We start from the raw sequence: 12,602 nt of genomic DNA, 5'->3' as shown, positions 1-12,602 counted from the left end.
CACTTCCCGGGACACCCCTAGCCCGTGGCCTGCAGGGTCGCCTCTATGACGGCGGGCGAGAGCACGTGCTGCGTGACCATCTGGCTGGCGCCGAGGATGGCGGCCTGGTCCCCGGCCTTCGACACGCCGATCCGCAGGTGCGTCGTGGCCAGGGGCAGCGAGCGCCGGTAGACCACCTCGCGGACTCCGGCCATGAGGTGCTCCCCGGCCTGGCCGAGGCTTCCGCCGATCACAATCACCGAGGGGTTCAGCAGGTTCACCACCGTGGAGAGGACGTCGCCGAGGTCCCTGCCGGCCTGCCGCAACGCCTGGATGGCCTGCAGGTTCCCCTCTGCGACGAGGCGCAGCACATCGCCGCCGTCGTGCGCCGGCAGGCCCTGCTGCGTCAGCGCCTTGGCGACCGCGGGCCCGGAGGCCAGGGCTTCGAGGCATCCGTAGTTGCCGCAACGGCACAGCACGTCATCGCCGCGCGGAACCCGGACGTGTCCGAGGTCGCCGGCGGTTCCGTTGGCGCCGCGCTGGAGTTGGCCGCTGCTGATGATGCCAGCACCGATGCCGGTGGCCACCTTGATGAACAGGAAGTTGTCGTCCTCGGGCCAGTGCGCCGTGCGCTCGCCCAGCGCCATGATGTTCACGTCGTTGTCCACCAGGACCGGAACCGGGAGGGACCGCTGGACATGGCGGACGACGTCGAACCCGTCCCAGCCGGGCATGATCGGCGGCTTCACCGGCATGCCGGTGGCATGTTCCACCGGTCCAGGGAGCCCGATTCCGGCGCCGGCCAGATCCGCGGCGCCCCGGCCGGCCTCGCCGAGCAGCCGCAGCCCTTCCTCGATCACACGGTCCAGGACAACCACCGGGCCCTCGGCGACATCCTGCGCCAGCCGGCGCTCGGCGAGCACCTTCCCGCTGAGATCCGTGACGGCGATGATCACGTGCGTGGCCCCGACATCCACCGCAAGCACTACCCGGGCGGCAGGGTTGAAGGCAAAGCGCGACGGCGGCCTGCCGCCGCTGGAGCTCGCCTCCCCGGCGGGGCCAACGAGTCCCGAGACCATCAGCGCGTCGATGCGGGAGGCGACGGTGGAGCGGGCCAGCCCGGTGGTCAGGGCCAGTTCCGCACGGGTCCGGGCCTTGCCGTCGCGCAGGAGTTGGAAGAGGTCGCCGGCGCGGGACAGGCTGCCGCCAGCCTCTGGGGCTGCGGACTCTGTACCGGTGGGAGAACTCATGAGTAAGTGATAGCACGAAGATCTTCTGCATGTCACGGCGGAAAAAGATTGACACGCAGTTTTCAACTTTTGCTTGACGCCCGGCAAAAGTATCTCTAGCTTTGGCAGTGAGCCAGATCACCGCCCCAAGCAGCCTCGCTGCCGGGAGGGTGCAGGTACTTGCGAAGGGGTATGGAACTTGTCGAGCCAAGAACATGCGGCACCGGCGCCGCTAGGGGTGGGGATCCTGGGGGCCGGCCACCTCCCGGGCGTCCTCTCCACTGCGATCTTCGCCTTCCTGCTGGCCTGGAACGACTACCTGGTTGCCATCGTGTTCCTGCGCTCCACAGAAATCTTCACCCTGCCCATGGGCGTGCAGTCCTTCTTCCAGCAGAATCAAACGGACTGGACCTCCGTCATGGCCCTGGCTGTGATCATGATGCTCCCGCCCATCCTCGTCTTCGCTGCCCTGAACAAGTACTTCGGCGTCGGCGGTATTGGCGGATACCTCGGCCGCTAGTCCCTCCCCTACTTGAAAACAACCGACTCCCAGCAAAGGAATCCCGTGTCTTATTCAATCCAGCTGTACACCCTCCGCAACGCCCTCCAGGAAGACCTGCCCGGCACCATCAGACAAGTCGCCGAGCTGGGCTTCACCCAGGTGGAGCCGTACAACTTCGTGGCGACGGCCAAGGAGCTCGGCGCGGCCCTGAAGGACAACGGCCTGACCGCCCCGTCCGGCCACGCCCCGCTGCTGAGCCAGGACCAGGACGAAATCTTCGCCGCGGCCCAGGAACTGGGCATCAGCACGGTGATCGATCCCTACCTCCCGGCCGAGCACTGGCAGTCCGCCGAAGATATCCAAGCCACCGCCGCGAAGCTCAACGCCGCCGCCAAGAAGGGCGCCGGGTACGGCATCCGCGTCGGTTACCACAACCATGCCTGGGAGCTGGAGTCCAGCATTGAGGGACAGACGGCACTGGAGTACTTCGCCGGGCTGCTGGACCCGGAACTGGTCCTGGAGGTGGACACCTACTGGGCCGCCGTCGGCGGCCAGGACCCGGTCCAGCTGCTGCAGCGCCTCGGCGACCGCGTCAAGTTCATCCACATCAAGGACGGTCCCGTCAACACCGACACCAAGGCGCAGCAGCCTGCCGGGCAGGGCAAGATTCCCGTGTGGGACGTCATCGCCGCGGCACAGTCCCTGGAAGTCGGCGTGGTGGAATTCGACGACTACTCCGGCGACATCTTCGACGGCATCGCCCAGAGCCTCGGCTACCTGCAGAGCGGTTCCGCCAGTGCGCAGGGCGTGAACGCATGAGCGCCGCACAGAATCAGGCAACCGGGCGCGGCCCGGTGGGCGTGGCGGTCATTGGGGCCGGCAACATCAGCAAGCAATACCTGGACAACCTGAGGGTCTTCCCCGACATCAAGGTCCACGTGATCGCCGACCTCTTCGAAGAGGCCGCCGAGGCGCGTGCGAAGGAATACGGCATCCCGGAGTGGGGCGGGGTCGATGCCGCCCTGAACCACCCCGACGTCGAGATCATCGTCAACCTGACCATCCCGGCTGCACACGTCGAAGTGGCCACGGCCGCCGTCAACGCCGGCAAACACGTCTGGACCGAAAAGCCGTTCTCGCTGGACCGCGACTCCGGCCTCGGCCTGCTGAAAACGGCCGACGCCGCCGGGCTGCGGCTCGGCTGCGCCCCGGACACGTTCCTCGGGGCCGGGCTGCAGACCGCGCGGCGGCTGATCGAACGCGGCGACATCGGCACGCCGCTGACGGCCATGACCACGTTCCAGACCCCCGGGCCGGAATCCTGGCACCCGAACCCCGCGTTCCTGTTCCAGTACGGTGCCGGGCCCCTGTTCGACATGGGCCCCTACTACCTGACGGCCCTGGTGCAGACGTTCGGCTCCGTGCGCCGCGTGGCCGCCACGGGCTCGAAGGCCAAACAGGTCCGGGTCATCGGCTCCGGGCCCAAGGCCGGCGAGGAATTCACGGTCGAGGTCCCCACCCACGTGTCCGCCATGGCCCAATTCGAGTCCGGCGCGTCCTCCCACAGCGTCTTCAGCTTCGAGTCGCCGCGGCTGCGGATGGGCTTCGTGGAGATCACCGGAACCGAGGCCACCATCTCGCTGCCGGATCCGAACTACTTCGACGGCAACGTCAGGCTCTGGCGCGCCGGCGACGAGGAATGGACGGTCATCCCGGCCACCGGACCGAGCCAAGGCCGCGGCATGGGCGTGCTGGACATGGCCCGCTCCATCCGCGCCGGCGTCCCGCACCGCGCCACCGGCAACCTCGCCTACCACGTCCTGGACACCATGGTCTCGATCTCCGAGTCGATCGATTCCGGCACCTTCATCGACGTCGAAAGCGCCGTCCCCGCCTCCGCAGCCCTCCCCGAGGACTGGGACCCCACAGCTTCCACACTCTAGGAACCAGCAATGAACTCCCAAGAAACCAGCCCCGGCCCTCCCCCTTTGGGGGTGGCCATGATCGGGTACGCGTTCATGGGCAAAGCCCACTCGAACGCCTGGCGCAACGTGGCCAGCTACTTCGACGTCCCGGCCTTCGAACGGCGCGTCCTGGTCGGACGCGACCCGGCCGGGGTCGCCGAGGCTGCCGCGAAGTACGGCTGGGCGGAGTCCGCCACGGACTGGCGCGCAGTCCTTGACCGGGACGATATCCACATCGTCGATATCTGCGCGCCGGGGTTCATGCACGCGGAAATCGCCATCGCCGCGCTGTCCGCCGGCAAGCACGTCCTCGTCGAAAAGCCGCTGGCGAATACCCTGGCCGAGGCTGAGGCCATGGCGGCGGCGGCCCGGAGCGCCCAGGACAAAGGGGTGCAGTCCATGATCGGCTTCAACTACCGCAGGGTCCCGGCCCTGGCGCTGGCCCGGGAGCTGATCGCGGAGGGCCGGCTCGGCACCGTCCGGCACGTCCGCGCGGCCTACCTGCAGGACTGGCTCGTGGACCCGGACTCGCCCATGACCTGGCGGCTGAGCAAGGAAACCGCGGGTTCGGGGGCGCTGGGCGACATCGCCAGCCATGCGATTGACCAGGTGTTGTTCCTCCTCGGCGACCAGGTCACCGAGGTCACCGGCCGGCTGCACACCTTCACGCCCAGCCGGCCCGGCCCCAATGGTCCGGAACAGGTGACTGTCGACGACGCCGCGTGGGCCACGCTGACCCTCGCCTCCGGGGCCATCGCCTCCGTGGAGGTCTCCCGGGTGGCCACCGGGCAGAAGAACTCGCTCAAGCTGGAGATCTATGGCGACAAGGGCGCCCTGCTGTTTGATCTGGAGGACCTGAACGAGCTCGGATTCCTCGACGCCACGCTGCCCGTCCGCGAACAGGGCTTCCGCCGCATCCTCGTCAACGAACCCGAGCACCCGTATCTTGAAGCATGGTGGCCGCAGGGCCACGTGATCGGCTGGGAACACACGTTCACGCACGAGATCCGAGACTTCCTCCTGGCGGTGGGCAGCGGAACCCAGCCGTCGCCGTCGTTCGAGGACGGCTTGGCCGTCCAGCGGATCCTCACAGCCGTGGAGGAAAGCGCCGCGGCCAGAAGTTCGCTCATCCAGCTCACTCCGTCCGCATCGACCACCCAGACGACGACTACCGAAGGAGCCTGACATGCCCCGCCCCTACACCCTGTTCACCGGCCAGTGGGCCGATCTGCCGTTCGAGGAAGTCGCGCGCCTGGCCTCCGGCTGGGGCTACGACGGCCTGGAAATCGCCGTCTCCGGCGACCACCTGGACGCCTGGCGGTGGGACGAGCCCGGCTACGTCGAGTCCAAACTCGCCGTGCTGGAGAAGTACAACCTGAAGGTTTGGGCCATCTCCAACCACCTCAAGGGCCAGGCCGTGTGCGACGACCCGATCGACTTCCGCCACGAGGCCATCGTCGGGGCCAAGGTCTGGGGCGACGGCGACCCCGAAGGCGTCCGCACGCGCGCCGCCGAGGAAATGCGGCACACCGCCCGGCTCGCCAAGGCCCTGGGCGTGGACACCGTGGTCGGCTTCACCGGCTCCTCCATCTGGCAGTACGTCGCGATGTTCCCGCCCGTGCCGGAGAAGGTGATCGAGGCCGGCTACCAGGACTTCGCGGACCGCTGGAACCCGATTTTGGACGTCTTCGACGAGTGCGGCGTCCGCTTCGCGCACGAGGTCCACCCCTCCGAGATCGCCTACGACTACTGGACCACCGTCCGGACCCTCGAGGCGATCGGCCACCGCAAAGCTTTCGGGCTGAACTGGGACCCGTCCCATTTCATGTGGCAGGGCATCGACCCGGTCTCCTTCATCTGGGACTTCAAGGACCGGATCTACCACGTGGACTGCAAGGACACCAAGCTGCGGCCCACCGGCCGGAACACCGTGATGGGCTCACACCTGCCCTGGGGCGACCCGCGCCGCGGCTGGGACTTCGTCTCCGCTGGCCGCGGGGACGTGCCCTGGGAATCGTCCTTCCGCGCCTTGGCCGCGATCGGCTACGACGGCCCCATCTCGGTCGAATGGGAGGACGCCGGCATGGACCGGCTCCACGGCGCCCCCGAAGCCCTCGCCGCGCTCAAGAAGTACGATTTCCCGCCCTCGAACACCTCCTTCGACGCCGCCTTCAAGCAGTAAGGGACCAGCCGAAAAGCGGCAATAGTGAACGCTCGTTTATTCCTTGACGGATCAGAACCGCTGCTGTAACAGTTAGCTCGTGGAGGGCGCATCGATGGAGAACCACAACGAAACTGATGCCGTGAATGCTTCCGAGGCGCTCCACTCCGGTTCCCCGGCACCACCGCCAATCCTGGAAGTCCGCGGACTGACCAAGAGTTTTTTCGGCATACCCGTACTGGAAGACGCCCATCTCAGCCTTCACCGGGGAGAGGTGCACGGGCTCATGGGGGAAAACGGCGCCGGAAAGTCCACCCTGATGAAGGTGCTGGCCGGTGTGTACCAGCCCGACGCCGGAACCGTCCTCCTGGACGGCGAGGAAGTCAACTTTAGCCACCCCACGAAGGCGCACGAAGCCGGGCTGTCGTCGGTGTTCCAGGAGTTCAACCTCCTGCCGGACCGGACGGTGGCCGAGAACATCTATCTTGGCCGGGAGCCGCGCCGCGGACTGCTCGTGAACAAGGCCCTGATGAATTCGAAAACGGCGGAGTTGCTTGATTCCCTGGGGATCACCGCCATCCGGCCCACCATGCAGGTGCGGAGCCTGACTGTGGCTGAGCAGCAGATAGTGGAGATCGCGAAGGCAGTCAGCTACGACGCGCGGATCATCTCCATGGACGAGCCGACTGCGGCCCTGGCCGGCGCCGAAGTTGAACTCCTCTACGAGATCGTGGCACGCCTTCGTGAACGTGGGACGGCCATCCTCTATGTCTCCCACCGCCTCCGCGAAGTGTTCGACCTCTGCGACGTCATCACCGTCCTGAAGGACGGCAAGGTGGTCAGCACCCTACCCGCCTCGGAACTTGACGACGCCCAGCTGGTCCGGCTGATGGTGGGCCGGCCCATTTCGGCGTTCTTCCCGGACAAGCTACCCCGGGAGGACGGGGACCCCGACGGTCCGGGGGAGAAGCCGATCCTCGAGTTGCAAGGCGCCGGAAACGGCCAGCTGGACGGGATAAGCCTCAGCATTCGCCCCGGCGAGATTGTCGGCTTGGCCGGGCTTCAAGGGTCCGGCCGCACGGAACTGCTTCATGGCATCTTTGGCGCAGCACCCTTCACCCGCGGAACAATGAAAATGCCCGGCGGGGAGCTGTTGCCCAAGTCGCCGCGCCAAGGCGTGCGGGCGCGGATGGCCCTGATCACAGAGGACCGCAAGGCTGAAGGCCTGAGCCTGAACCAGTCCATCCTGGACAACGCACTTAGTGTGATCAGGTCAGTTTTTCCACGCCGCACAGGGACCGTCAGGACAGAAATCCCGGGCGTATTCTCCTCCCTCGAGGTTATCGCCCGTGACCTGGACCAGGAGGTGCAGTACCTGTCGGGCGGCAACCAGCAAAAGGTGGTCCTCGCCAAGTGGCTGGCTATCCGCCCCCGGCTTGTCCTGCTGGATGAACCCACCCGCGGCATTGACGTGGGGGCCAAGGTGGCGGTTTACCGGCTGATGCGCCAGCTCGCGGCGGAGGGCAAGGCCATCTTGATGGTGTCCAGCGAGCTCCCAGAAGTTATCGGCATGTCGGACCGGATCCTTGTCATGCGTGATGGCCGGCTCGTCGGCGAACTGCCTGCCGGAACGTCAGAGGAAGCCATCCTCCAGCTGGGCACCGGCGCCAGGACAGCACCCGAAGGAGAGGCATGAAACAGCGAGCGGGCTTCTTCCAGAGGCTGTCCTCCACGCAGATCGTCTACCTGGTGGCGCTGGTGACACTCATCCTGGGTGTGTTGTTGGTGAACTCCATCGGGCGGAGTTTCTTCAGCCCAGGAAATATCTCGAGCATCCTGACCGGAACCAGCGTTCTGGGCTTCATCGCCATCGGCCAGACACTGGTCATCCTGGCAGGCAGCCTGGATCTGTCAGTTCCCTACGTCACCAGTCTGGCCAGCCTCATCGCCGCCGGGGTGATGGCCAACAACTCAAACAACGTCCTGTCCGGAGTCCTGCTGACGCTGGGGACGGCAGCAGTCATTGGACTCGCGAACGGGCTGATCGTCGCCCGCCTGAATGTGCACGGATTCATCGCCACGCTCGGCGTTGGCTTGATCATCAGCGGCTACCTCGCCACCAATTTTAAGGGCAGCTTCGGCGAGACACCGCTAGCGTTCCGCTTGGTCGGCGCCACGGGGATCGGCCCGGTTCCGATCTCCACGATCATCATGCTGGCCTGCGCGGGCCTGGCCGGGCTGCTCCTGCACCGTACCCGCGTCGGGCACCACCTGTACGCTGTCGGCGGCGACATTGCCGTCGCCCGTACGTCCGGAATCCGCGTTGACGTGCCGGTCATTACGGCGCACGTCATCTGTTCAGTACTGGCGGGGATGGCAGGGCTGCTCCTTGCCAGCAGGCTGGGCGTGGGTAGTCCCACTGTGGGTTCCCAGGGCGGCTACGATCTGCTCTCCATCGCAGCAGTTGTGCTCGGCGGCACGTTGCTCTCCGGCGGCAAAGGGACTATCACCGGCACCCTCGGCGGCGTGCTGATCTTTGCCATGCTGGACAACATCATGTCCGTCATGCAGGTCAACCCGTTCCTGAAGGACGTGGTCAGAGGCGTAGTCATCGTCGTCGCCGTCGCCGTCTATGCCCGGCGCCGGATCGTCAGCAGGCCCGAACGGTTCGACTCGAAAGGTTCCGCGGAAACGCCCGCTGCCCAGCCTGTGCCCGCGGAGGGGCCATGAGCACAGCACTGAACTCCGAGCGCAGCGCAGTTCTCAAGCGCAACCGAGCTAGCCGTTCCGAGCGGCTCCTGCGCGCCGTCCGCACCCCCGGCGGCGCCGTCTTCATCCTGCTGATCGGCCTCCTGGTGGCAATCATCGTCTTGAATCCGTCCTTCGGGGAGCCGGGCTCCTTCATCCGGTTCATCGGCAGGACTGCCCCCATTGCCATCGCCGCCATCGGCCAGTACTTCGTCATTGTCGGCGGGGAATTCGACCTGTCGATGGGATCGGTCGTGACGATGCAGGTCATCGTTGCCGGCAACCTGATACGGCAGGACGATTCCAAGGTGATCCCCGTGCTGGTCCTGATGTTTGTGCTGGGAGCATTCATCGGGCTGGTGAACGGACTGATCACCACGCTCCTGCAAGTCCCGAGTTTCATTGTCACGCTGGGCATGATGCTGGCGCTGCTCGGGCTGGTCCTCTACTGGACCGGCGGCGCGGCCCAGGGGAACCCTGCGGACAGCTTCCGGCAGATCGGGCGCGGCGGCATCCAGGACGTTCCGGTCCTGGACATCATTCCCTACCCGGTCATTATCCTGACGGCGGTGGCGGTAGCGGCGTTCGTCCTGATGCGCCGCCCCTACGGCCGCATGCTTATCGCGATCGGCGACAATCCTGCGGCGGCGGCACTTACCGGCTCCCCCGTCTGGTGGGTGCGGACGCGCGCCTTCATGATGTCGTCGCTGTCGGCCACCGTGGCCGGCATCCTGCTCGTGGGTTACGCCGGCGTGCACCCGTCGGTGGGGCGCGGGTACGAGTTCACGGCGATCACCGCCGTCGTTCTCGGGGGCGTTGTGCTGGGCGGCGGACGCGGCTGGGTCCTGTCCGCCGCGGCCGGGGCGTTCGCCCTGGAGTCGTTGTTCACCCTCCTAAACTTCATGGGCGTCCAGGCGACGTGGCGGGACACGGTCCAAGGAGCAATCATCATCATCGCTGTGGCCGCGGCATCCAGGTCGTGGCAGCGCAAGCGCAAGGGAGCCAGTTCCGCTGCCCATGACGAACAGCACAAGTTGGCCGCAGCACCCACGCCCGCCGAGGGCATCGAACAAGGAGGAGAAAGAGTCTGATGCGCAATAATCCTGTCCGCGCGATCGCCCTTGCCGCAACACTGCCGCTGGTGGCCCTGACCGCCTGTACCACCACCGACCCATCCGTCACCCAAACATCAGGGACCAGCACCGGCTCTGCGGCGGCATCCAGCCCGGCAAGCAAAGACTGGTTTGACCAGGCGCTGTACGACACACAGAACCAGCAGCGCTCGGCAACCTTTGAAGGGAGCCCGGAGAAGCCCTACCTGCAGTACATCGCGGGCCCGATGACGGACACGTCCAAGTTCAAGGCCCCGGGAGCGCACAAGGTCTGCTTCGCCAACGCCTCCATCTCCAACCCGTGGCGGCAAACCGGGTGGATCACCATGAATCAGCAACTCAAGGCACTCCAGGGCTCCGGGGTCATTTCCGAAATGGAAACACGGGATGCCAAGGACAATGACAACACCCAAATTGCGGACATCGACTATTTCATCGCCGAGGGCAAGTGCGATGCGTTCGTCATTTCACCCAATTCCACGGCCGCCCTCACGCAGGCCGTCGAACGTGCCTGCCAGACGGGCAAGCCCGTGGTGGTGTTTGACCGCGGTGTGGAGACGGACTGCGCCACCACGTTCATCCATCCGATCGGCGGATTCGCCTGGGGCATCGACACCGCCACTTTCCTGAGTGACAAGCTTCAGTCCGGGGACAAGGTTGTTGCCCTTCGCATCCTCCCGGGTGTGGATGTCCTGGAGCACCGCTGGGCGGCGGCCAAGAAGATCTTCGAGGAAAAGGGAATCCAGGCCAAGGACTACTTCACCAACGCCGACCCCACCGAGATCAAGAAGATCATCTCCGATGAACTGGCCACGGGCGACGTCAAGGGCGTTTGGATGGACGCCGGAGACGGTGCGGTGGCGGCCCTCGAGGCCTTCGAGGATGCAGGCAAGAAGCTGCCCGTGATGACCGGCGAGGATGAGATGAGCTTCCTGACCAAGTGGAAGCAAACCGGAATCGACGCCATGGCCCCGGTCTATTCGAACTTCCAATGGCGAACCCCGCTGCTGGCATTGGAAAAGATCTTTAAGGGCGAGCCGATTCCGACCGAATGGGTTCTGCCGCAGAAGCCCATCCTCGCGGACGAACTGGACCAATGGCTGCAGCGTAACCAGGGCATGCCCAGCGGGCACTACGCCAAGTTCGGCGGTGAGGACCTGGCCGGCTACCCGGAGGTCTGGCAGCAACGGCAGATTCCCTGACGCGGCCCGGCGGTCGCGCGGGATACCCCTCCCCGCGGGACCGCCGCGTCTGGAACAGTCGGCAGGACAAACAGACGGAAGGAGACAGCTTGGAGCGTCTGACCGGAATCAGCACCTGGGTCTGGGAATCCCCCTTGACCGACTCCAACCTCCCCGGACTCCTCGCAAAAATCGCCGCCATAGGGTTTGACGCCGTCGAACTTCCGCTGGAAAACGAGGGCGACTTCACGCCCGCAGCGGTACGGGAATCCCTCGCGGGAAACGGGCTCAAACCGTTCGTGGTGGGGGCCATGGCACCGGGGCGGGACCTCGTAGCCGCGGATCAGGCTTCCGTGGAAAGGACCCAGGCCTACCTGTCAGCCTGCATCACCATGGCCAGCAGCATCGGCTCGCCCACGGTCTGCGGACCTTTCTATGCCCAAACGGGTCGAGTCTGGCGGATGTCGCGGGAGCAGCGACGCGACGCCTACGCGGAGCTGCGCCGAAACCTCCAGCCGGTCGCGGCCCGGGCCCAGGAGGCGGGCGTGGTGCTGGGCATCGAGCCGCTAAACAGGTATGAAACTTCGCTGATTAACACGGTGGACCAGGCGCTTGAGGCGCTGGGGCCACTGCTCGGGAACGGCGTCGGCCTCGCGCTGGACAGTTACCACCTGCACATAGAGGAGCGTTCGGTGGCCGCGGCGATCCGGGCCGCCGGAGAACATCTGGTGCACGTGCAGGTCTGCGGCAACGACCGCGGTGCCCCCGGCGGGGACCAGACTGATTGGAAAAGCTTCCTGCACGTCCTGAATGAGGTGGGCTACACGGGACCACTCAACATTGAAAGTTTCACCGTCGACAATGCCGCCATTGCGGTCGCGGCATCGATCTGGCGGCCGCTGGCCCCCAGCCAGGACCAGTTGGCGGAAAGTGGCCTCGCTTTCCTGCGCAGCCTGTGAGTGCGCTGCGGGCATGGAGACCGACGCCCGCTAGAGTCTTTTAGGGACAGCCAACGCCGCCGGAGGCGCCGTTTGACGGCGTTGGTCGGAGAGAAAAATCCAGCACTAGCCGGGAGATCCCCCATGACCCACGTACTCCGAAAGGCAACCGCGGACGACGCCGGGAGGCTGGCAGCACTGGCGGCCGTCACCTTCCCGCTCGCGTGCCCGCCGCAATCCCGGCCAGAAGACATCGCGGCACATCTGGCCAATACCCTGAGCGAGCCCAATTTCCGGGCCTATCTGGCGGATCCAGAGGTAACGGTGCTGGTGATCGACGCCGACGGCGAGCTCCGCGGCTACAGCCTGCTGGTGGCCCGCCCCACCCGGGACCCGGAGGTGGCCGCTGTCCTGAGCGAACTGCCGTGCACCGAGCTGAGCAAGTGCTACGTCCACCCGGACCACCACGGGCTCGGCGCCTCGGCCGAACTGATGCACGCCAGCGTCGGCGCGGCCGCGGCGGCCGGCGCCCGAGGGCTCTGGCTCGGCGTGAACAGCCAGAACGCCCGGGCCATCCGGTTCTACGAGAAGTCCGGCTTCCGCAAGGTCGGCACCAAGTCCTTCCAGCTCGGCGACACCGTGGAGCACGACTTCGTGATGGAGCGCCCGGTCGCGCCGTGAGCGCGGGGCCTGTGAGCACGGGTCTGTGGCTGCCAGCCCGTCAGCCGGCGGGCCGTGACGAAGCCGACATGCCGCCGGGGAATGGACCCGGCGCCGGCGGGGTTGTT

Annotated in this window: 11 protein-coding genes and 1 pseudogene; 11 read left to right on the top strand and 1 reads right to left on the bottom strand. The window is 66.2% G+C overall.

The annotated features are described in order from the left end of the window. Nucleotides 1-17 precede the first annotated feature (17 nt). Nucleotides 18-1,229 carry an ROK family transcriptional regulator gene (locus AC1D2F_RS12710; RefSeq protein WP_229993667.1) on the bottom strand — a complete coding sequence of 404 codons (1,212 nt, stop codon included), beginning with the start codon at nt 1,227-1,229 and terminating at the stop codon, nt 18-20. Between the two features lie 241 nt (nt 1,230-1,470). On the opposite strand from AC1D2F_RS12710, the pseudogene AC1D2F_RS12705 reads away from it, so the two are divergent. The 11 genes and pseudogenes from AC1D2F_RS12705 to AC1D2F_RS12655 form a co-directional block, all read left to right on the top strand. After that, nucleotides 1,471-1,728, top strand: a pseudogene (locus AC1D2F_RS12705) (carbohydrate ABC transporter permease); the annotation flags it as partial. Nucleotides 1,729-1,773: 45 nt separating this feature from the next. After that, nucleotides 1,774-2,529 (top strand): sugar phosphate isomerase/epimerase family protein, encoded by a 756-nt coding sequence (locus tag AC1D2F_RS12700; protein WP_229993669.1) that lies wholly within the window; start codon nt 1,774-1,776, stop codon nt 2,527-2,529. Further along, nucleotides 2,526-3,653 carry a Gfo/Idh/MocA family protein gene (locus tag AC1D2F_RS12695; RefSeq protein ID WP_229993670.1) on the top strand — a complete coding sequence of 376 codons (1,128 nt, stop codon included), beginning with the start codon at nt 2,526-2,528 and terminating at the stop codon, nt 3,651-3,653. Before AC1D2F_RS12700 ends, AC1D2F_RS12695 begins: the two co-directional genes overlap by 4 nt. Before the next feature lie 9 nt (nt 3,654-3,662). After that, nucleotides 3,663-4,859: a Gfo/Idh/MocA family protein gene (locus AC1D2F_RS12690; RefSeq protein ID WP_229993671.1), complete on the top strand. Its 1,197-nt coding sequence runs from the start codon at nt 3,663-3,665 to the stop codon at nt 4,857-4,859. Nucleotide 4,860: 1 nt separating this feature from the next. Continuing rightward, complete coding sequence (locus tag AC1D2F_RS12685) at nt 4,861-5,856, top strand: sugar phosphate isomerase/epimerase family protein (protein ID WP_229993672.1); 996 nt, start codon at nt 4,861-4,863, stop codon at nt 5,854-5,856. 94 nt (nt 5,857-5,950) lie between these two features. Further along, a complete protein-coding gene (locus AC1D2F_RS12680; RefSeq protein WP_476966901.1) occupies nt 5,951-7,531 on the top strand; it encodes a sugar ABC transporter ATP-binding protein in 1,581 nt (526 codons plus the stop codon). After that, nucleotides 7,528-8,565 carry an ABC transporter permease gene (locus tag AC1D2F_RS12675; RefSeq protein ID WP_229993673.1) on the top strand — a complete coding sequence of 346 codons (1,038 nt, stop codon included), beginning with the start codon at nt 7,528-7,530 and terminating at the stop codon, nt 8,563-8,565. The genes AC1D2F_RS12680 and AC1D2F_RS12675 overlap by 4 nt, the downstream gene beginning before the upstream one ends. Continuing rightward, nucleotides 8,562-9,674: an ABC transporter permease gene (locus AC1D2F_RS12670; RefSeq protein WP_229993674.1), complete on the top strand. Its 1,113-nt coding sequence runs from the start codon at nt 8,562-8,564 to the stop codon at nt 9,672-9,674. The genes AC1D2F_RS12675 and AC1D2F_RS12670 overlap by 4 nt, the downstream gene beginning before the upstream one ends. Beyond that, a complete protein-coding gene (locus AC1D2F_RS12665; protein WP_229993675.1) occupies nt 9,674-10,897 on the top strand; it encodes a substrate-binding domain-containing protein in 1,224 nt (407 codons plus the stop codon). Before AC1D2F_RS12670 ends, AC1D2F_RS12665 begins: the two co-directional genes overlap by 1 nt. An 89-nt stretch (nt 10,898-10,986) precedes the next feature. Continuing rightward, nucleotides 10,987-11,835, top strand: a complete 849-nt coding sequence (locus AC1D2F_RS12660) for a sugar phosphate isomerase/epimerase family protein (protein ID WP_229993676.1) — start codon at nt 10,987-10,989, stop codon at nt 11,833-11,835. 123 nt (nt 11,836-11,958) lie between these two features. After that, entirely contained in the window at nt 11,959-12,495 is a 537-nt protein-coding gene (locus AC1D2F_RS12655; RefSeq protein ID WP_229993677.1) for a GNAT family N-acetyltransferase, read from the top strand. Nucleotides 12,496-12,602: the final 107 nt, after the last annotated feature.

This window comes from Arthrobacter sp. P1_B3 (assembly GCF_056406615.1).
The sequence above is the reverse complement of the archived record's forward strand: the minus strand, read 5'-3'. Positions and strand labels throughout refer to the sequence as shown.